The organism is Terrihabitans rhizophilus, assembly GCF_033898525.1.
GTDB classification, from domain to species: domain Bacteria; phylum Pseudomonadota; class Alphaproteobacteria; order Rhizobiales; family Methylopilaceae; genus Flaviflagellibacter; species Flaviflagellibacter rhizophilus.
The window spans coordinates 159,234-179,603 of record NZ_JAXAFJ010000007.1 but is presented as its reverse complement, the minus strand read 5'-3'; the positions used below and the strand labels follow the sequence as shown (position 1 = coordinate 179,603).

The 20,370-nt window shown below is 66.5% G+C and carries 18 protein-coding genes; 3 read left to right on the top strand and 15 right to left on the bottom strand.

Annotation, left to right across the window (positions count from 1 at the left end):
- Positions 1–1,736: pseudouridine synthase (locus tag SCD90_RS12585; protein ID WP_319845030.1), on the bottom strand; the 1,736-nt coding region annotated here is incomplete at its 3' end.
- A 67-nt stretch (positions 1,737–1,803) separates the two neighbouring features.
- Here SCD90_RS12585 and SCD90_RS12580 point away from each other — a divergent pair.
- Positions 1,804–2,232 carry a nucleoside deaminase gene (locus SCD90_RS12580; RefSeq protein ID WP_319845038.1) on the top strand — a complete coding sequence of 143 codons (429 nt, stop codon included), beginning with the start codon at positions 1,804–1,806 and terminating at the stop codon, positions 2,230–2,232.
- Between the two features lie 9 nt (positions 2,233–2,241).
- Here SCD90_RS12580 and SCD90_RS12575 read toward each other — a convergent pair whose 3' ends face one another.
- The 9 genes from SCD90_RS12575 to SCD90_RS12535 all read right to left on the bottom strand — a co-directional run bounded on the left by SCD90_RS12575 (position 2,242) and on the right by SCD90_RS12535 (position 14,209).
- Positions 2,242–2,859, bottom strand: a complete 618-nt coding sequence (locus SCD90_RS12575; protein WP_319845029.1) for a YceI family protein — start codon at positions 2,857–2,859, stop codon at positions 2,242–2,244.
- 135 nt (positions 2,860–2,994) lie between these two features.
- Complete coding sequence (gene mutL / locus SCD90_RS12570) at positions 2,995–4,764, bottom strand: DNA mismatch repair endonuclease MutL (RefSeq protein ID WP_319845028.1); 1,770 nt, start codon at positions 4,762–4,764, stop codon at positions 2,995–2,997.
- Positions 4,765–4,830: 66 nt separating this feature from the next.
- Positions 4,831–6,144, bottom strand: a complete 1,314-nt coding sequence (locus SCD90_RS12565; RefSeq protein ID WP_319845027.1) for a glucose-6-phosphate isomerase — start codon at positions 6,142–6,144, stop codon at positions 4,831–4,833.
- A gap of 83 nt (positions 6,145–6,227) precedes the next feature.
- Positions 6,228–7,562, bottom strand: coding sequence for a M16 family metallopeptidase (locus SCD90_RS12560; protein WP_319845026.1), 1,335 nt, complete (start codon positions 7,560–7,562; stop codon positions 6,228–6,230).
- A 26-nt stretch (positions 7,563–7,588) separates the two neighbouring features.
- The gene (locus tag SCD90_RS12555) at positions 7,589–8,968 is read right to left on the bottom strand and encodes a M16 family metallopeptidase (RefSeq protein ID WP_319845025.1); all 1,380 of its coding nucleotides are present in this window, start codon (positions 8,966–8,968) and stop codon (positions 7,589–7,591) included.
- A 122-nt stretch (positions 8,969–9,090) separates the two neighbouring features.
- Positions 9,091–9,714: a hypothetical protein gene (locus SCD90_RS12550; RefSeq protein WP_319845024.1), complete on the bottom strand. Its 624-nt coding sequence runs from the start codon at positions 9,712–9,714 to the stop codon at positions 9,091–9,093.
- 42 nt (positions 9,715–9,756) lie between these two features.
- Entirely contained in the window at positions 9,757–10,269 is a 513-nt protein-coding gene (gene lspA, locus SCD90_RS12545) for a signal peptidase II (RefSeq protein WP_319845023.1), read from the bottom strand.
- Complete coding sequence (ileS, locus tag SCD90_RS12540) at positions 10,266–13,184, bottom strand: isoleucine--tRNA ligase (protein ID WP_319845022.1); 2,919 nt, start codon at positions 13,182–13,184, stop codon at positions 10,266–10,268. The genes lspA and ileS overlap by 4 nt, the downstream gene beginning before the upstream one ends.
- Positions 13,185–13,234: 50 nt before the next feature.
- Positions 13,235–14,209 (bottom strand): bifunctional riboflavin kinase/FAD synthetase, encoded by a 975-nt coding sequence (locus SCD90_RS12535; RefSeq protein ID WP_319845021.1) that lies wholly within the window; start codon positions 14,207–14,209, stop codon positions 13,235–13,237.
- A 134-nt stretch (positions 14,210–14,343) separates the two neighbouring features.
- Between SCD90_RS12535 and SCD90_RS12530 the strand changes: the two genes are divergently transcribed.
- Positions 14,344–14,586, top strand: a complete 243-nt coding sequence (locus tag SCD90_RS12530; RefSeq protein ID WP_319845020.1) for a DUF2093 domain-containing protein — start codon at positions 14,344–14,346, stop codon at positions 14,584–14,586.
- Positions 14,587–14,593: 7 nt separating this feature from the next.
- Here SCD90_RS12530 and lpxK read toward each other — a convergent pair whose 3' ends face one another.
- The 4 genes from lpxK to SCD90_RS12510 all read right to left on the bottom strand — a co-directional run bounded on the left by lpxK (position 14,594) and on the right by SCD90_RS12510 (position 18,446).
- Positions 14,594–15,622, bottom strand: coding sequence for a tetraacyldisaccharide 4'-kinase (gene lpxK, locus SCD90_RS12525; protein WP_319845019.1), 1,029 nt, complete (start codon positions 15,620–15,622; stop codon positions 14,594–14,596).
- The gene (locus tag SCD90_RS12520; RefSeq protein WP_319845018.1) at positions 15,622–16,911 is read right to left on the bottom strand and encodes a 3-deoxy-D-manno-octulosonic acid transferase; all 1,290 of its coding nucleotides are present in this window, start codon (positions 16,909–16,911) and stop codon (positions 15,622–15,624) included. The genes lpxK and SCD90_RS12520 overlap by 1 nt, the downstream gene beginning before the upstream one ends.
- Positions 16,904–17,617 carry a lysophospholipid acyltransferase family protein gene (locus tag SCD90_RS12515; RefSeq protein WP_319845017.1) on the bottom strand — a complete coding sequence of 238 codons (714 nt, stop codon included), beginning with the start codon at positions 17,615–17,617 and terminating at the stop codon, positions 16,904–16,906. Before SCD90_RS12515 ends, SCD90_RS12520 begins: the two co-directional genes overlap by 8 nt.
- A gap of 61 nt (positions 17,618–17,678) precedes the next feature.
- Complete coding sequence (locus SCD90_RS12510; protein WP_341849674.1) at positions 17,679–18,446, bottom strand: 3'(2'),5'-bisphosphate nucleotidase CysQ; 768 nt, start codon at positions 18,444–18,446, stop codon at positions 17,679–17,681.
- Between the two features lie 318 nt (positions 18,447–18,764).
- Between SCD90_RS12510 and SCD90_RS12505 the strand changes: the two genes are divergently transcribed.
- On the top strand, positions 18,765–19,331 hold the full coding sequence (locus tag SCD90_RS12505; protein WP_319845015.1) for a DUF6101 family protein: 567 nt from the start codon (positions 18,765–18,767) through the stop codon (positions 19,329–19,331).
- Here SCD90_RS12505 and ubiA read toward each other — a convergent pair whose 3' ends face one another.
- A complete protein-coding gene (gene ubiA / locus SCD90_RS12500; protein WP_319845037.1) occupies positions 19,332–20,282 on the bottom strand; it encodes a 4-hydroxybenzoate octaprenyltransferase in 951 nt (316 codons plus the stop codon).
- Positions 20,283–20,370 lie beyond the last annotated feature (88 nt).

Below are 20,370 nucleotides of genomic sequence, written 5' to 3'. Positions count from 1 at the left end.
GGTGCGCGATCCGCGCCACCTTCGGCGCGGGGCGGCCGCTCCCCTTGGAAGGGACGCCCGCGGTTTTCGCCGCTGCGCGGGCGTTCCGCGCCACGATCGTCACCTCGAGGCGCGAAGCCTTCGCGGCGCGGCGGCCGGGCACCCCTTTCCTGCTGCCCGTCCGCACGGCCGCGCGGTCGCTCATCCGGGCGACGGTCTTCCCGCGGACGATCGCCAAACGGGCGATCAGTACGCGGGCGGTCGCCTTGCGGACGGCCTCCAAACGGCCGGTCACCTCGGGGGCGATCTCCCTGCGGACGATCTCCGAACGGTCGGTCACCACGCGGACGTTCTCCCTGCGGGCGATCGCCGGACGGCCGGTCACCACGGGGGCGCCCCCCCTGCGGGCGGTCACTGAAGGGCCGGTCGCCACGCGGCCGCTCGCCCTGCGGGCGGTCCCGGTTCGGTCGATCACCATAAGGTCGGTCGCCCGCTGGCCGGTCACTGCGGGGGCGTTCGGTGCGCTCTGGGCGTGGACCATCCTCGCGAGACCGGAACGGCCGTGGGCCACCCCGGTCTCCGGGTGCCGGACGGTCGCCACGAAACTCCTGCTTTTCCGGTGGTCGTGACCGCGCGCCGGCCGGCCGCTCACGGCTGGCCCACTCCGTCCTCGGCCCGGTGCGTTCGCCCTGCGGATGGCGCGGGCGGGCCGCACCGTGATCGCCCGTGGGGCGATCCTCACGGCCTCGCCCTTCGCCGAAAGCGGGACGTCCGCCGAAGTCACCCCTCGGCCGCTCATCGCGGCTTCGTTCAGGGCGCGGTGCGGGCTTTTCCTTCTCGATGCGTTCGACGAAGACTCGCCGGCCCTTGCGGTCCGTGGTCAGGCCGTTGCGACGCCGCACGCCCTCGACGGGCTCGTCGTTCAGCACCCGGCTGCGCTTAGGCTGCTGGGTGCGGTCCACGATTGGCGCCTCGAAATCGCAACCGGCGTCGTCGGCCAGGCTGCCCAACTGATCCCGGAGATAGCGCGTGCGAATTTCCTCGACCGAGCCTTCCGGCATGTCGCCCAGCTGGAACGGACCGAATGACACACGGATCAGGCGGTTCACCGTGAGGCCGAGATGCTCCAGCACGCGGCGCACCTCGCGGTTCTTGCCTTCGCGCAGGCCCAGCACCAGCCAGACATTGTCGCCCTGCTTGCGGTCGATCTCCGCCTCGATGGGACCGTAGCTGAACCCGTCGATCTCGATGCCGTCGCGCAGGCGTCCCAGCACGTCCGGCGTCACGTCGCCATAGGCGCGCACGCGGTAGCGGCGCAGCCAGGCGGTGTCGGGATGCGAGAGGACGCGGGCGAGGCCGCCGTCATTGGTGAGGAGCAGCAGCCCCTCGGTGTTGAGGTCGAGCCGGCCGACGGAGACGACGCGCGGCAATTCCTCTGGCAGCACCTCGAAGACGGTCTGCCGGCCCTCGGGGTCCTTTGCCGTGGTCACCAGTCCACGCGGCTTGTGGTAGAGCCAGAGCCGGGTGCGCTCGCGCGCCGGCAGGGGCTTGCCATCCACCGCTACCTTGTCGTCCGGCCCCACATTCACGGCAGGAGAGGTGATGATGCGGCCATTGAGGGACACCCGTCCCTCCTCCACCATAACCTCGGCATCGCGGCGCGACGCCAGGCCTGCGCGGGCGATCACCTTGGCGATGCGGGCACTGTCGGCATCGGCGGTCTTGCCGGTGCCGTTCGGTTCATTGATATCGGTCATTGCGCTCGCCTATCACGAGGCCTCCCCCGCGCGAAGAGGAAGTTGAGGCATGGCTGCCCCCGACATCATGTCGATCGCGCTTCAGGAAGCGCAGAACGCGGCACTTCGCGGCGAAGTTCCGGTCGGAGCGGTGGTCGTGCGCGACGGCGTGGTGCTGGCGAGCGCGGGCAACAGAACACGCGAACTGCACGATCCATCGGCCCACGCCGAGATCCTCGCTCTGCGCGGAGCCGGCGCGAAAACGGGCTCTGAACGGCTGATCGGCTGCGATCTGTGGGTGACTTTGGAGCCCTGCCCGATGTGCGCGGCGGCCATCTCCTTCGCGAGGATCCGGCGGCTTTATTTCGGCACAGACGATCCCAAGGGCGGAGCGGTCGTCAACGGAGCCCGGCTGTACGACCTGCCGACCTGCCATCACGCCCCGGAGGTCTATGGTGGCTTCGCCGAGATCGAGGCCCGGGACCTGCTGCGGGATTTCTTCCGCAGCAGGCGTTGATCGCGGTGCTTAGTTCGCCTTCTCGAAGGCGACGGTGATCTCGAGATCAACCTCGTCGGAGATGTTCGGCACATAGGCGTTGATGCCGAAATCGCTGCGCTTGATGGTGGTTCCGGCGCTGAAGCCCACCGTCTCGGCCTTGTTCATCGGGTTCGCGCCGGCGCCGGTGAAGTTGACATCCAGCACCACCGGCTTGGTCACGCCATGCAGCGTGAGGTCGCCGGTGATTTCTGCCGCATCGCCATCGAGCTCGACCTTAGTGGACTTGAAGGTGGCGGTCGGGAACTTGGCGGCGTCCAGGAAGTCGGCCGTTGCGAGATGCTCGGTCAGCTTGTCGCTGGTGGTGCGCAGGCCCGACATTGGGATCTCGATCTGGACGCTGGCAGTCTCCGGCGTCTTCGGGTCGATGGTCAGTGTGCCGGTGCTGTCGCCCAGCAGGCCGTGATAGAAGCTGAAGCCGAAATGATTGACGGTGAACACGATCTGCGTGTGCGCCGGGTCGACCTTGTAGGTGCCGGCCTGCACGCGCGACGTGTCGGCCTGCCCGGGAACCTGGGCGTCCTGCGCCAGCACCGGCTGCGCGGCGGTGGCAAGGAAAAGGCTGGCGGCGAACAATGCTGTCTTCATGTCGTTGAACCTTGCTTGTGGGCGGACCCAGCCCGTGCGCTGCAATCAATGGCCCATCATCGGCGCCGAAGCCTAGCCTGCAAATCGTGCCCTGCCGCACGTCTTCGTGTGCGGCTTTGCCGGCCCCAGCTGTGATCAGCGCCGATGGAAAAGCCGTTCCAGATCCTCGCGGGACATCTTCACGAAAGTGGGGCGGCCGTGGTTGCACTGTGCGGCCAGCGGCTCCGCCTCGATCTGGCGGAGAAGCGCGTTCATTTCCTCGGCCTTCAGCCGTCGGCCCGCGCGGATGGAATGGTGGCAGGCGAAGGTGCCCGCCAGCCGGTCCAGCCGCTCCTGCAGGGGCAGCGCCGAGCCCCATTCCGCCAGTCCGTCCGCGATGTCGCGAACCAGTCCGGCCACGTCGAACTCTCCCAGGGCAGAGGGCGTCTCACGCACGAGCACGGCGCCCGGCCCGAACGCCTCGACCAGCAGGCCGAGGCTCGCAAGGTCCTCGGCGGCCTCCAGCACGCGGCCGGCCTCCACCGGCGGCAGGTCCACGATCTCCGGCACCAGCATCAGCTGGGTCTCGGGCCTGCCACGTCGCCGCTTCAGGCTCTCCAGAACCAGTCGTTCATGGGCGGCGTGCATGTCGGTGAGCACGATGCCATCGCCAGTCTGCGACAGGATATAGGTGTCGTGGATCTGCGCCTTGGCAGCGCCGAGCGGATGGTCCGCCGGTGCGGTTTCCACATCGACCGCAGCCCGGCTATCGGCGGACGGCGCGATGTCGAACCGGGTTTGCGGCTCGAAAAACCCTCGGCCCGGCTGAGGTGCGTGCGGCCGGAAGGATTGATGCTGAGGAGAATGGGCGCGTGCAGCAGCCGGCTGGGCCTGTCGGCTCCATGGCATGGCCTCGGTAGCGGCAGGCTGGATCGCCCCGGCCGAGATCGTGCCGCGAACCGCCGACACGATGAGCGCGCGCACAAGGCCGGGATCGCGGAACCGGACCTCGGCCTTCGCCGGATGGACATTGACGTCCACCTCGCGAGGATCTGCATGGACGAAAAGCGCCACCACCGGATGCCGGTCGCGCGGCACGAGGTCGGCATAGGCTCCGCGCAGCGCGCCCAGCAGTAGCCGGTCCTTTACCGGGCGTCCGTTCACGAACAGCAATTGATGCCCCGCGGTCGCGCGGTTGTAGGTCGGCACCCCGGCGAACCCCGTGAGCGCAAAGCCCTCCCGCGCCGAATCGACCTCCAGGCAATTGCCAGCGAAGTCACGTCCCATGACATCGGCCAGCCGTGCGCGAAGTCCGTTCACATCCCCGCTCTGGGCAGGGAAGCGCAAGGCGCGACCGTCGAGCAGGAGCGTGAAGTCGATGCCGGGATGGGCTGCCGCAAGCCGGCGCACCATCTCCGTCGCGGCGTCGTTCTCGGCCCGGTCCGATTTCAGGAACTTGAGCCGGGCGGGAACGCGGCTGAACAGGTCCCGGACCTCTATGCGCGTGCCGGGAGGATGAGCCACGGGCACGACGTCATCCAGTGTCCCGTTCTCCACGGTGATGGCGGAGGCATGTGCCGCCCCGCCCGTGCGCGAGGTGATCGTCAGGCGCGCTACGGAGCCGATGGACGGCAGGGCCTCGCCCCGGAAGCCGAGAAAACGGATGTCGAGCAGGTCGTCCGAGGGAAGCTTCGACGTGGCGTGGCGCTCGACCGCAAGCGCCAGGTCGTCCGCGCTCATGCCGTGGCCGTCGTCGACCACGCGGATCAGGTCCTTGCCCCCGCGCTCCAGAACCACTTCGATGCGGCGCGCCCCCGCATCCAGCGCGTTCTCGACCAACTCCTTCACGACGCTCGCCGGACGCTCCACCACCTCTCCGGCGGCGATGCGGTTGGCGAGCGTTTCAGGGAGCCGGCGGATGGTCATGATTCCCGATGATCACCCCTGCACCGTCAGGCAGCAAGGGCGACCTTGATCCGGTAGGCCCGTCGTTCAGCTCTCGGCGAGATACTTCTTGGCGAGGATCTTGCCCTCTTCCACCGCTGGCTGGTCGAACGCGTCCACGCCCAGCAACTGGCCGGCGATGATCGTCTCGATCATGAAGTTCATCAGGAACTCACCGAGCGAATGCTCGTCCAGCTCATCGAAGTGGATCGTCCGCACGGGGCGGCCGTTCTTCGCCAAAGTGTCGGCCGTGGCGCGGCCCTGTGCGGCCACGAGATCGCCAACGGTCTTGCCGGCGAACAGGGGCTCGCCCGCAAGTTCCGACAGCTCCTTGTCCAGCTTCGGCCCGAAGCCGGCGACATCGACCGTGACCACCGTGAACAGTTTGTCCTTCGGACCGCCGAGATGCAGTTGCAACTGGCTGTGCTGGTCGACGGGGCCGAGCGCGCGCAGCGGCGTCGTGCCCTTGCCGTCCTTGCCCAGGCTCTCCGACCAGAGCTGGACCCACCAGGCATTGGTGCGCTCAAGCCGGTCGGCATACGCCATCATCACCGTGATGTTGCGGCCGCCATCTGCCGCCGCCATTTGCAGCGCCGCACCGACAGCCGGGGGCACATCGGCCGGATCGGCGCCGTCGAGGATGGGCTTCATAGCCGCCGCCGCACCGGCGCGGATGGCGTCGATGTCGAGGCCAGCCGCGAAGGCCGGCAGCAGGCCTACATTGGTCAGGACGGAGAACCGGCCGCCGACGCCGGTGTGGTGCTCCAGGAACTGGACGCCGAACGGCTCCAGCAATCCCCGCAGGGCATTGCGCTTGCCGGCCTCAGGCTCGGAGATGCCGAACATGCGCTGGCCGATGCTATCGCCGAGACCTGCCGCCTTCAGCGCAGCGATGACGGCGATGCACTGCAGCAGCGTCTCGCCCGTGCCGCCAGACTTCGATGTCGCGAGGAAATGCGTCGTCTCGAGCGGCAGCTTCGTCAGCAGGACTTCGAGCGTGATGGGATCGAGATTGTCGAGGAAGTGGAGGCGTGGTCCGGAGCGGAACAGCCCGAGCCCCGGCACCGCGTAGTCGGCCAGCTGGACAAGGGCCTGGCAGCCAAGGCTCGATCCGCCGGTGCCGAGAAAGACGAGATCCGTGGCACCCGCACGCAGCTTGGCACCCATCTCGCGAACTGCCGGCAGGTCATCCGTGGTCTCGCCCATGCGCAGGATGGGCAGGCTGTTGTCGCGATAGGCGGCGCGTACCCAGTCGAGGGCCGCGCCGGCACGTTCCAGCTGGGCCTTGTAGGCTGCGTCATCGACACCGCCCTCCCCGATGCTGGAGGCGAAGGCGCGATCGACGTTCTGGGTGACGGACATGGGGTTCCCCCGTGCTGGATGTTTGCCCAATACCTAGCGCAGATCACGCAAAGGCAACACGACAGCCATGTCCGTCTTCAGAACTATTCGGCTGCCGCACCCCGTGCCGCTTCGGGCGCCACGCCGCCGCGCGAGGCCGACCCGAAGCCGACAGGCTTGCCGACGGCGACGACGAGCAACTGGCCGTCACCGAGCAGCCGCTTGGCCACCCGCTTCACGTCGTCCACCGTCACCGCCTCGATCAGCGCGTTGCGGTTGTCGATGTAATCGATCGGCAGATGGTTCAGGCGGATCTGCTTGAGCCCGCGCGCGATCTTGGCCGACGAGTCGAAATTCAGCGCGTAGGACCCTGTGAGGTACTTCTTGGCCTTCGCCAGTTCGTCCTCTGTCGGTCCGTCCTCGCTGAGCGAACGGAACTGCGCCTCGATCAGGTCGATGGCCTCGCCCGCGCGCTCGTTCTTCGTGGCCACGCCGCCGGCCAGCAGACCGGAACGCTCCATCGGGTCGAGATAGGAATAGACCGAATAGGCCAGCCCGCGCTTCTCGCGCACCTCGGTAAAGAGCCGCGAGGTGAAGGTGCCGCCGCCCAGGATGTGGTTCATCACGACGGCCGGGATGTAGTCCGGATCCTCGCGCATCAGGCCACCGCGCCCGAACAGGATCGTGGTCTGCGGCACGTCGAGATCGATAACCTGGTTCTGGCCGATATTCTTCGGCCAGATTTCGGCGACGGGCTTGAGCTTGGGTTCAGCCGGCAACGCGCCGAAGATGCGGTCGAGCGCGGGTGCCAGCGTTTCCGCATCGATGGCGCCGACGACGGCGACGACAAGGTTGGAGCGCGCGAAGTTGTTGGCCCGGAACTGAACGAGATCGTCGCGCGTGATGGCCGCGACACTCTCCTCGGTTCCGATGGTGCGCAGTCCGTAGGGATGATCCGGGAACGCGCTCGCAGCAAAGGTCTCCTGCGCGATGTCGCCGGGATCGGTCGAGTTGTGCCGGAGACGTGCGAGCGTCTGGGCGCGGATGCGCTCGATGGGTTCTGCGTCGAGCCGAGCTTCGGTCACCGCGAGGCGCAGGAGCTCGAACGCGTCCTCCTTCTTCTCGGAAAGCGTCTTCAGGCTGCCGTCGAAGCTGTCACGGGTCGCACCGAAAGCGATCTCGACGGAGGTCTCTTCCAGCCGCTGCTGGAAGGCCTGCGAATCAAGGTTGCCGGCACCCTCGTCGAGCAGGCCCGAGAGCAGGTTCGCCACGCCGGGCTTCGCCGCATCGTCCTGCGCGGAGCCGCCACGGAAGGCGAAGTCCATGGCGATGACGGGGACCGTGTCCTCCGAGACCAGCCAGGCCTCAATGCCGGATGGGGAGATAACGCGCTGAATCTTGGCGGCGGCTGCCGCGCCCTGAACGACCATGAAGCTCATCACAATAACTAGGAGACCGCGGACGATCACGGGCGATCCCCCGTCGGAGCGGGTTCAAGAAGGCCCGTTACGGACTGGCGAGTCACCAGCACCGTGCGCGCGGCAGCGGCGACATCCTCAGCCGTGACGGCCTTGATGCGCTCGGGCCAATTCACGACGTCCTCGACGCTCATGCCGGTCGTCAGCGCCACGCCGAAGGTGCGGGCAAGGGAGGTCTGGTTGTCGAGATCGTAGATCGTCTCGGCGATCAGGCGCGTCTTGGCGCGATCGAGTTCCTCGGGCGTGACGCCATCGCGGGTCAGCCGGCCGATCTCGGCATCGATCGCCTTCTCCAGCGCCGTGAGTTCCACGCCCGGGCGTGGCAATGCGTAGACCGCAAAGCGGTTCGCATCGAGGGCCGTGCCGCTGTAGTAAGCGCCGGCGGAGGCCGCGATGCCCTGCTCCACCACAAGGGAGCGGTAGAGGCGGCTGGTCGAACCGCCGCCAAGGATCACCGACAGAAGATCAAGCGCATAGGCCTGCTCGCCCTCCGCGGTCCGATAAGACGGCGAAAGGTAGACGCGGCTCACGCTTGGCTGGCGCACGCGCGCATCGGCCAGCGCCACCTGCCGGGCCGCAAGCTGCGGCGGCTCGGTCGGCCGGTTGCGGACGGGCGTCGCGAAACGGCGCGGCACCGCGCCATAGGTCTCGCGGGCGAGGGTCTCGACCTCGGCCTTGTCGACATCGCCGGCGATGACGAGGATCGCGTTGTTGGGCGTGTAGAACCGCTCGTAGAACGCGATCGCGTCGTCACGGTTCAGCGTCTGCATCTCGTGTTCCCACCCGATGATGGGCAGGCCATAGGGATGGTTCATCCACAGGGCAGCGGAGACCGCCTCGGAAAGCTGGGCAGAGGGATCGCTGTCGGTGCGCATGCGGCGCTCCTCGAGGATCACGTCTCGCTCCGGCAGCACCACCTCGTCAGTGAGCACGAGACCGGTCATGCGGTCCGCCTCGAATTCCATGACGGTCTTCAGGGCCGTCTTCGGCACGCGCTGGTAATAGGCCGTGTAGTCGTAGGAGGTGAAGGCGTTCTCCTGCCCACCCAACTCCGACACCTGGTTCGAGAACTCGCCCGCCGGGTGCTTCTTGGTGCCCTTGAACATCAGGTGCTCGAGGAAGTGGGCGATGCCGGATTTGCCGGGGGGCTCGTCCGCCGATCCGGCGCGATACCAGATCATGTGCGTCACCACCGGGGCGCGACGGTCGGGCACCACCACGACGTCGAGGCCGTTATCGAGAGTGAACGTCTCGACATTCGGTGCCGTGGCGCGAGCAGTCTGCGCCTGGGCTGCGCCACCGAATGGGAGCGTGGCCGCAGCAGCGCCGATCAATGCGTGGGTCATGAGGCGGAGGAGCTTCTTCATATATCCGGATGGGACTGTGCGCGAGGCGAGGAACGCCGGGGCCATGCCATCATATGGGCAGAAAGCAGCCGGCTGGAATGGTTCAAGGCCGCATAATGCGGCCTTGAACCTCGTTCACGCGATTATTTGAACGGATTGAGCTTCGACAGCAGGCCCTGCTTGGGCTTGCCGTTCTCGTCCACCTCGCCCGGCACATAGGGCTGGTTCGGCGAGGGCGTGCGGTAACCCACTGGCGGATCGGTAATGCGCTTGCGCTCCGGCTCCTGCACGAAGACCGTTGGGTCTTCCTTCTTCACCTTCTTCGCGGCGCGCAATTCCTGCGGCGACAGAAGCTGGTTTTCGCGCGCTGAAGCGGGCACGTAGTCCTGCCCCTGCGGCTGGCCGATCACGCGACGTTCCTGCCGGTTGATCGCGTAGATCTCCTCGGCCGCGTTCTCGGTGTATTTCCGCTTGAACTGGTCCGGAATTTCCTCGTCCGCGAGTTCCTGTGCGCGACGGGCAGCGTCAGGATCCTTCGGCCATTGCGCATTCGCGGCGGTCAGGCCCTTGCTGTCTTCCGGCGGGGGCAATTGATCATAGGTCGGCGGCAGCACCAGAGGCGCGCGCTCACCATAGTTGATGAACTGCTCCTTCTTCTTCTGAAGGCCCAGATCGGTCATGATGTTCTCGAACGTCTGGGCATGCGCGGGCGCGCCGAGGACGGTCAGCAACGCGGCGGTGGCCACAGCAGAGAAAACGGTTTTCATATCGTCAGGCCTGGTCCCGTTACGGGCAGCGCATGCGCCGCCTCAACCTTCAATGCGGGTCGTGGACGTTTTCGCCTCTGCCGACCCGTTGCCCCGCCAAAAGGCACCATACAAGAGCAAAGCGGCGCCGACAACGATTGCCGCATCGGCAATGTTGAACACGTACCACTCGAACCCGCCGGCGTGCAGCAGGACGAAGTCCGCCACGGCTCCGTAGGCGGCACGGTCGATGCCGTTGCCGATGGCGCCGCCGAGGACGAGCCCCAGGCCGAACGAGGTGAAGCGCGAGCTTTCCCGCGCCATCCAGACGCTGAGGAAAACAACGGCCGCCACAGTGACCGCAAGCAGCACCAGCCGGCCGAGCGTGGTCTCCTGCTGGAACATCCCGTAGGAGACGCCGCGGTTCCACACCATCACGAAGTCGATGAAGGGCAGCACCTGCACCCGCCCCCGGTCGGCGATTTCATAGCCGAACAGCACCCACAGCTTTGTGATCTGGTCGGCGGCCAAGGTAAGGGCCGCCGTCAGGATTCCGGTGCGAAGCGCCCCTCTCACGCCGCCGACCGCGCAGACTGCCACTCGCGCATGGCCTCGGCGTCCCTCGGGGTCAGATCCGGAAACTCCGGATCCGAGCCGACCTCCGGCAGGATCTTCCAGGACCGCGCGCATTTGCGGCCTTCCGCCTTCAGGGACACGACGGCCACACCCGCTACGTCGTCGAGCCGGAAGGCCTCGCCGGGGCCCTCCTGCTGGATCAGGCGTGCAGCCGACGTGATGCACACCTCGGCGAGATCGACGCCGGCGAAGGCCTCGACCAGAGCGGCATCGGAAACATAGACATCGGGCGCGGCTTCAAGACTCGATCCAAGTCTCTTGTTCGCCCGTTCGATCTCCAGAGCGCCGGTGACGACACGGCGCACCTGCCGGATCTTCGCCCATTTCGCGGCAAGGTCATCGTCGCGCCAGCTGTCGGGAACCGGAGTGAAGTCCTCCAGATGCACGGAGCTTTCGGTGCCCGGATGCAGAAGGCTCCAGGCCTCTTCGGTGGTGAAGGGGATGATGGGAGCAAGCCAGCGCACGAGGCAATCGAAGATGTGGTCGATGACCGTCAGAGCGGATGCCCGGGCATGCGAGGAGATGGGATCGCAGTACAGCGCATCCTTGCGGATGTCGAAGTAGAACGCGGACAGCTCGTTCGTGCAGAAGTTCATCAGCGCGTGCAGCGACTGGCGGAAATTGTAGGTGTCGTAGCCTTCCAGAACCGCCTGCTCCAGCATCCACAGTTCGTGCAGGATGTAGCGCTCGGCTTCCGGCATGTCGGGGGCTTCGACCCGGCGCGAGGGGTCGAAATGGGTCAGCGCCCCCAGCATCCAGCGCAACGTGTTGCGCAGCTTGCGATAGGTGTCGACGGAGGTCTTCAGGATCTCCTGCCCGATGCGCAGATCATCGGAATAATCGGACGCGGCCACCCACAGGCGCAGGATGTCGGCACCCGATTTGGCGATCACGTCCTGCGGCGTCGTGGTGTTGCCCAGCGACTTCGACATCTTGCGGCCCTGCTCGTCCAGCACGAAGCCGTGGGTCAGCAGGCTCAGGTAAGGCGCCTGCCCACGCGTGCCGCAGCTTTCCAGCAGAGACGAATGGAACCAGCCGCGATGCTGGTCCGAGCCTTCGAGGTACATGTCGGCAGGGGCCTGCAGCGCCGGATCGCCTTCCAGCACGAAGGCGTGCGTGGAGCCCGAGTCGAACCAGACATCGAGGATGTCATGGACCTTCTCGTAATCATCGACGGAATAATCATTGCCGAGGAAGCGCGCGCCATCGCGATCCGCAAACCACGCATCCGCACCCTCGGCCTCGAAGGCCTCGCGGATGCGGGCGTTGACGCGCTCATCGTTGAGGATGTCGCCCGTCGTCTTGCTGACGAACACGGTGATCGGCACGCCCCAGGCCCGCTGGCGGGAGATGACCCAGTCTGGCCGGGCCTCGATCATGCCGCGCAGCCGGTTCTCGCCCGCAGGCGGGTAAAACTGCGTGTCGGCGATGGCGTTGAGCGCGCGGGCGCGCAGGGTGTCGCCCTCGCCACGGTCCAGCACCCGGTCCATGGCGATGAACCATTGCGGCGTGTTGCGGAAGATCAACGGCGCCTTCGAGCGCCAGGAGTGCGGATATTGATGACGCAGGCGGCCGCGCGCCAATAGCGCACCGGCTTCGGTGAGGGCCTTGATGACGGCATCGTTCGCGCCGCCATCCTTGCCCTTGTCATCCAGCACGCGCACGCCCGCGTCACCGAACACCGGCACGTCCGCGAAGTAGCCGCCATCGGGCTGCACCGTGTGCGGGACATTGGTGTCGATGCCGAGCGCCGCGATGCGGCGCTGCGACTTGATCCAGAGGATGTAGTCGTCCGCACCATGGCCGGGGGCCGTGTGGACGAAGCCCGTGCCGGTATCGGCGGTCACAAAATCCGCCGGCAGGACGGGCACCTTGAACCCGTAGCCCTGAGCATGCAGCGGGTGACGCAGGATGAGGCCGTCGAGTTCCGCCGAGGTCACGGTGCGCACGAGGACGGCTTCCTCGATTCGGCCGGCCTTGAACGCGGTCTCTGCGAGGTCCTGCGCCAGCAGGATGCGGTCGCCGACACGGCTCCAGTTGTCGTCCGGTGCCGCCGTCACCTCGTACAGGCCGTACGCGATGTTCTCGGCAAAGGCGACTGCGCGGTTCGCCGGGATGGTCCACGGCGTCGTCGTCCAGATGACGACGGATGCACCGGCAAGATCTCCCTCCGACGCCACCGGGAACTTCACGAAGATCGTGTGGCTGGTGTGCTCGGCGTACTCCACCTCGGCCTCGGCCAAGGCGGTGCGCTCCACGATGGACCACATCACCGGCTTCGAACCGCGATAAAGCTGGCCGCTGGCCGCGAACTTCATCAGTTCGGACGCAATCACCGCCTCGGAGCGGAATTTCATCGTGGTGTAGGGGTTGTCCCAATCGCCCTCGACGCCCAGCCGCTGGAATTCCTCGCTCTGGATGCCGACCCATTTCTCGGCATAGGCGCGGCATTCGCGGCGGAAGTCGACGACCGGCACCTCGTCCTTGTTCTTGCCGGCGGCGCGGTATTCCTCTTCCACGCGCCATTCGATCGGAAGGCCGTGGCAGTCCCAGCCCGGCACATAGGGCGCATCGAAGCCGCCCATCTGCTTGGTGCGAACCACGAAATCCTTCAGCACCTTGTTCAGCGCGTGTCCGATGTGGAGATGGCCGTTGGCGTAGGGAGGCCCGTCGTGCAGCACGAACTTCTCGCGCCCTTCCGACTTCTCGCGGAGCCGCCGGTAGATCTCCAACTCCTTCCAGCGCGCCAGAATGCCCGGCTCGCGCTTGGGCAGTTCCGCGCGCATGGCGAAATCGGTCTTGGGCAGGAACAGCGTTTCGGAATAGTCGAACGCGGCGGCAGCGGTGTCGGTCATGGGCGGGCTTCTACCAAGCGCGCGCCCACGGGGGAAGGTGCTGCGCGCCTCTAGCCGATCATGCTCGGCACATTGGCGTCGGGCGGAACCGACAGGATAGAGCGGGCGCGCTCCCCGTCGCGGTCCATCTGCGCGACGAGATCCGCCACGCCGTCGAAGGTTTGCTCGGAGCGGAGGAAGGCGACGAACTCTACAGCGATGGTTTTTCCATAGAGATCGCCGGAGAAGTCGAACAGGAAGCTTTCCAGCAAAGGCGGCCCGTCCTGATGGAATTGCGGACGCCGCCCAAAACTCGCCACCGCATCATGAACCCGTCCATCGACCGCCACCCGTACGGCATAGATGCCCTGCTTCAGCGGCGTCTCGGCCGGCAGGACGAGATTGGCCGTGGGATAACCCAGCGTGCGGCCGATCTTCTCGCCATGGACAACCTCGCCCATGACGAACCAAAGGTGGCCGAGCATCGCGTTGGCCCCTTCCACGTCGCCGCTGGACAGGAGAGTGCGAATGGCGCTGGACGAGACAGGCTGCTCGCCGCCGAAGGGCGGAATGATGGTGGTGGTGAAGCCGTGTCGCGGCCCGGCACCTGCCAGGAATGTCGGTGAACCGCCGCGCGCCTTGCCGAAATGAAAATCCCAGCCAACGACAACCGTATGCGCGGCAAGTGCGCCGACGAGAATCCGCGTCAGGAAATCCTCGGCCGACAGGGCCGCCAATTCGGCATCGAAAGGCAGTTCCACCATGCCGCTGAGCCCCTGCCGCGACAGGAGCAATCGCTTTTCCGCCGGCGGGGTCAGTCTGGGGAGTGGAGCTTGCGGTGCGAAATAAGTGCGGGGGTGCGGCTCGAAGGTCAGCGCCAGCACCGGACCGTGGCTCGCGGTGTCCCGCGCGGCGGCGAGAACGGCCTTGTGTCCGCGATGCACCCCGTCGAAATTGCCGATCGCAACAGTGCCTCCGCGCAGGTCCTGCGGCAGGCCATCGAGGCCAAGCTGAAGGTGGAAGCCGGGAAACGATGCTGAGGACACGAAGGGGCTTTCGGAACGCGGGCCAGGGGCGCGGAACCTGCCGCCGCAGCGCCGCAGGGTCAACCCGGACAGCCGGACAATGGCGCTTCGCCGCCGGGCACGCTATCTATGGGGCTTCCGAGCAGCAGGCCACGATGAACAAGATCGAGCGCACGCCCCGCCCCGCGTCCGAGGCACAGGTGCAATATCTGGATGGTGACTTCCGGGTCATGCGTCCCGGCAGCTTCGTGCGCTGCGCGGTGACGGGCGCGGCCATCCCTCTCGACGAACTGCGCTACTGGTCCGCCGAAAGGCAGGAGGCGTATGCCAGCCTTCGGGTCGCGGTGGATCGGCTGAAGGAACTGGGCTTCCTGCCCGCAACAAAAGATCAGAGCTGATCGGCCTCTAGCCCAAGGTTGAGCGCGCACGCCGATTTTGCAGAGCGTGGTGCAGAAGCGCCTGAACGCCGCCCTCGTCTTCGAACCGCAAGCTGACAGGCACCACACGCGCAAGGCTGGCCAGTTCGCGCAAGGCGGAGCTCTGCGCACCGGCGAGCCGGGCGTGGTCCTTTTCCGTGGTAACCAGCAGCAGGCGTTCCCTGTCCGCACGGGTCAGGAGCTCCAGTGCGTCCCTCTCCCGGAACACGTGATGGTCCGGCAATGGCACGAAGCCGGCGATCTTCGCACCCAGCTCCTGCAAGGTCTCCGCGAACTTGGCCGGACGGCCAATGCCCGCGAAGGCAAGGACGCGGCGTCCGGCGAGCGGATGCGCACCGTCCTGGATAGGGTGAAGCTTTGCCCTGAACACAGGAAGGCCAAGGCTTTGCGCGCGGCCCCGGACCGCCTCGCCCGCGCTGCCCTGTCCGATCAGGACCACGGCACCGGCCTGTCGCAACTGCTCCATCAGCGGCGCACGCAGCGGGCCTGCCGGAAGGCAGAGGCCGTTGCCGGTGCCGACCGCGGCGTCCACCACGAGGATCGACAGGTCCTTGCGCAAAGCGGGGTTCTGAAAGCCGTCATCCATGATGATGACGGTGTCCAGCCTCTCAGCCACGCGCGCGCCGGAAAGCCGGTCGCGCGACACGATGGTGGGAGCCGTACGCGTCAGCAGCAGCGGCTCGTCGCCCACATCGGCCGCGCCGTGGGTGTCAGGATCGACGAGGACGGGTCCCTTCAACCGCCCTCCATGCCCCCGGCTGAGGAAGACCGGACGCTCCGCCATCCCGTGCAGAATGTGGGACAGCGCGATCGCCGTTGGCGTCTTGCCGGCCCCGCCTGCCACGGGATTGCCGACGCAGATCACGGGAACCGCGATGTCCGCCCCGGGACGCGCCATGCGGCGCAGCGTTTCGCGGCCGACCACACCGCCGAGCGGAGCGAGAAGCCGCGCTGCCAGATGCGGCGGCGTCTGCGACCAGAACCGGGGCGCGCGCATCACCGGCTCAGCGACATTTGCATGAGATAGGGCTCCAGCGCGTTCAGCGTGCGCTCGAGAGCGCCAGCATGCCTCTGCACGACCCCGTTGGCGGCCTCGCGCATGGCGTCGCGCTCGCCCGTCGCGGAGAACAGGCGGGCAATTGCTTCCGCGAGACGATCCCGCGTCTCGACACGGACAGCCCCGCCTTCCATGTCCAGCGCGGCATAGATGTCCACGAAATTGTGGACCGAAGGGCCGTGCAGGATCGGCACGCCGAGCTTTGCCGGTTCTATGGGGTTCTGCCCGCCATGCGGCACAAGCGAGCCGCCGACAAAGACCAGATCAGCGGAGCGGTAGAACAGACCAAGTTCACCGATGGTGTCGACGATGAAGATATCGGTGTTGTAGGCCGGCTCCGGTTTCTCCGAACGCCGCACGGCCAGCAGTCCGGCCTCCTCGGCTGCGGCCTTGATGGAATCAGCCGCGCCAGGGTGCCGGGGCGCGATGACCGTGAGCAGGTTCCTCACGGTCTCCTTGAGGCCGGTATGCACCGCCACGAGATCCTCGGATTCACCCGGGTGCGTGCTGGCTGCCAGTAATATCCGGCGCCCGAACGTGGCCGATTTCACGCGCGCCAGCGCCTCTGCCGATGCTTCCGGCGGGGGAACGTCGAATTTGAGATTGCCCGCGTTCTGTACCCTGTGCGCTCCCAATGCGCGGAGGCGTTCGGCATCACCCTCGCTCTGGGCAAGGCACAGGTCCACCTTATCCAGAAGATAACCTATCGAACTCTTCGCGCGGCTCCAGCGCCGCATCGAGCGATCCGACATGCGCGCATTGACGATGACGACCGGGACTTCGCGCCCCGCCAGCGCACCGAGCATCACGGGCCACAACTCCGACTCGGTGAACAGCACGAGATCGGGCTGCCAGTGATCAAGAAAGCGGTGCACGAAGGACGGGACGTCGAGCGGCACGAATTGGTGGACTACCCCTGACGGCAAGCGGTCTGCCGCCAGACGCGCGGACGAGACGGTGCCGGTGGTCAGGAGAACCGCGAAGCCGCGATCTGCCAGCGCGGCCAGAAGCGGCTGCACGGAATTGAACTCGCCCACGCTCGCGGCATGCACCCAGATCAGGCGGCCTTCGGGCCTCGGCAGTCCCGCGCGGCCACGCCGCTCGCCGAGGCGTTCCGCAAGCTCCTTGCCCTGCTTCTCACGACGCCGCAGCAGCACCGTGCCCACCGGCGTGCCGATGAGCGCCAGCAGGGAGCGATAGACTGAAAGAAGCAGCGGCCGGTCAGCCATGACGGTCGACCCAGACATCTCCGCCGGTGATCTGGTAGGCGCGCGCATGGGCGCGGTTCAGCGCGTCGCCGACCGCGAGGCGTGCGTTCTCGAGCTCCTGCTCGTCGGCGTCCGGACCGACCCGCACGGTGTCGCCCAGCACGATGGCACCCCGGCCGAAGGGCAGGCTCAATGTGGCCTTGTCCCACGAATTGAAGTGCCGCCGCCGCCGCGTCACCACCACGAGCGGACGGATCGGGCGTCCCGATAGCTTGGCCAGGAGAACGATCCCTTCGCCGACGATGCCGCCAACCTGCGGCACATCCGCCGTGATCGCGATGGAGGTACCGCCTTTCAGGGCGCGCACCATGCCGCGCAGGGCACGCATGCCGCCACGCTTGATGAGCTTGCGCTGGTCACCACCGCCGCCGGCACCACGGATGGTGCCGAAGCCCAGCTTTTCGAGGGCGACGGCGTTGATCTCACCATCCGCATGGCGCGCCACAAGCGCCGCCACCGGCAGGTGCGAGGGCCATCCGATCGGCACGAAGACATGCTGCCCATGCCAGAGCGACAGGATGACCGGCGCGTCCGACTCCAGGGTGCTGGCCAGATCGCCGGGTTCGAAGGTCCAGCGCGTTGTTTTCTGAACCATGCGCACATATGCGGCAAAGACGCCGCCGAGCGCGTTCAGCACAAAGGGTTTTCGGCCAAGCTGTTTGAGCATGGGTCAGGCTGCCGGCCCGCGCACAGTCTGTTCAGGCGTGCTGCCGCACATGGCTGTTCCCTCAGGCCCAGGTGTTCGACTGCCGCGCCGCATCGGTCAGCGCGGCACGAAGCGCGGCATTCAGCACCTCAGGCGCCGCAATCAGCGGCTGATGGACAGGCGATGGACGATTGTAGACAGGCTTCGTGCCATCGAATTCCAGCAGTTCCCCGCCTGCCTCGTGGAGGATGAGATCCGCCGCCGCGATGTCCCAGTCCTTGGCGCGGGTGCTGGCAAGTGCCGCATCCACGCGGCCGGCGGCCACCGAGGCGATCCGATAGGCCAGCGCATAGACATAAGGCGCGCGTGCGATTCCGACGCAGGCTCCGAGGCCCTCGAGCCCCTCCATCATGGTACGCGGCCCGATGACGTTGGCGCCGTTGATCGAGGTCTGTGCGGTCGCGCTCAGCACCTGGCCATTCATGCGGGCGCCCTCCCCGACGATGGCCTCGAACATCTCGTCCCGCGTGGGGTTGAAGATCATGCCGAGCACGGGCCGTCCACGTTCGACGAGCGCAACCGAGATCACCCACACAGGCACGCCCTCCACGAAGGCGCGCGTGCCGTCGATAGGATCGACCACCCACACCCGCTCATGGGCCAGGCGCTCGGGAGTGTCGGTTGTCTCTTCCGACAGCCAGCCGATGTCCGGGTTCAGCGCCCCGAGGTGTTCATGCAGGAAGCGGTCTACAGCGATGTCGGCTTCCGTGACGATGGAGGCATCGCCCTTGGTCCACCGCTGGGCGCCATCGCGCGCAAAATCGAGCGCGATGGATCCTGCCTCACGCATGATCCTCGCAACATCTGCTTTGATGGTCTGAAGGTCGGCGCTTGAAAAGCCGGAGGGCAAGAGGTGCTCCTGACGCGTCAGTTTCCGGTGGGTTACCCCCTGAAGCCGGCTGGGGCAAGCTTCATGGCATGCCGGACCGACACATCCTGTTCATCATGCCCGGCAAGATGTTGTTAGAGCTTTGGCAAAGCATCTTTTACCAACACCTGCGGTTAGTTCTGCTTAACTACGCCCCTTAAGGTGTTCCTCCCCACTCGACTGGCACATTGCGGTCAACAACAGACCGGCCAGCCGCCGAAAGGCGTTGGGGAGAACAGCGTGAAACATCAGACCGACCTTCAGGCTCCTGCATTTCCTGCAACGCGCCGCGTCGATCCTGCCGCATTGCCCGCCCGTTTCCTGAGCCCCGACATCGCCAGCGGCGCCGAGCGTTCGGTAATGCTGGACACGGATCGTGTGGTCATGGCCCGCCGCCTCGGCAAGCTGGCGATGAACATCGAACTGCCTGTCCAGCTTTATCGCGGTGTTTCGTTGCGCATCGTGCCCGGTGCCACGGAGGCCGAGGACCGCATGCAGGTCGTGCTGATCCATCCCGACCAGGCCCTCGACCTGACGCTCTTCGAAGCGGAAGACGATGCCGATATCATCGCCGAGTGGCGGCTATGGGCGGTGACGCTCAACCTGCCCTTGCTGATCGAAGGGCTGGACGGCCACGCGGTCGCTACCGAAAACCGGTTCGGCGGGCTCGTGGTGGCCGATGTTCGTCCGCGCCGGCGTCACGCCTTCCTGAAGGATCGCCGGACGCGGTTCGCATCCCGCCGCCGGACCGGACGCGCGACGGCCGGCACGCCGACATCCAGCGCAGCGGCTGCGAACGACAATTGATCAGGACATCCCGCGGAGCACGATTTCCACGGCGAGGCCGGCGAACAGGATGAGGCCGGCATGGTTGTTCGCCTTGAACAGCCGGAGGCACAGGCGGGCATCGTCCCGGCGCAGTCTCCACACCTGCCAGCCCAGATGCGCGGCAAATGCCGCAAGACCGATGAAGGCGACCACCCCCGCCCCGGCCGCACCAAGCGCAAGCCCGATGAGCAGCACCGCGGCGGCATAGAAGCCGGTCAGCCAGGACTTCACATCTTCGCCAAAGCGGATCGCGGTCGATCCCACACCGGCAAGCACGTCGTCCTCGATGTCCTGCAACGCGTAGACGGTGTCGTAGCCGATGATCCAGCAGATCGTCCCGACATAGAGAAGCACCGGTGCTGCCTGGAGACCGCCGAACACAGCCGACCAGGCCACGAGCGCGCCCCAGCCAAAGCAGACACCCAGGTTTATCTGCGGCCAGAAGGTGATGCGCTTCATGAACGGGTAGGAGATAACCGGGATCACCGAAGCAAAACCAAGAACAATCGTGAAGGCGTTGAACTGCAGGAGCACCAGGAGGCCGGCCGCGAGTTGCACCGCCAGAAAGGCCAACGCGCCACGCACGCCGATCTGGCCCGACGGAATCGGTCGGCTAGCCGTGCGAGCCACCCGGGCGTCGATCTTGCGGTCGACGATGTCGTTCCACGTACAGCCCGCACCACGCATGGCCACCGAGCCGACGAAGAACAGCAGGATGTGCCAGGTGTCCCCGGCAAGCTCGTCCCGTCCATGCCCGGCCGAGATCGCGGCCAACGCCGCACCCCACGCACATGGCCAGAACAGAAGCCAGGCACCGATGGGGCGATCCCAGCGTGCCAGCCTCGCGAACGGCTTCAGCCATCGGGGGGCGTGCCTGTCCACCCAATTGCCCGGCGCAGCGTCGGCGACATGAGGAGCGGCGTTCGACATGTTGCCGATAAGCCTCAAGCCGGTGGCTGCTTCAAGTGCCGTCTGGCTGACGGCGATAAAAGCTTTATCTTCGCACGGCTTCAGGGAG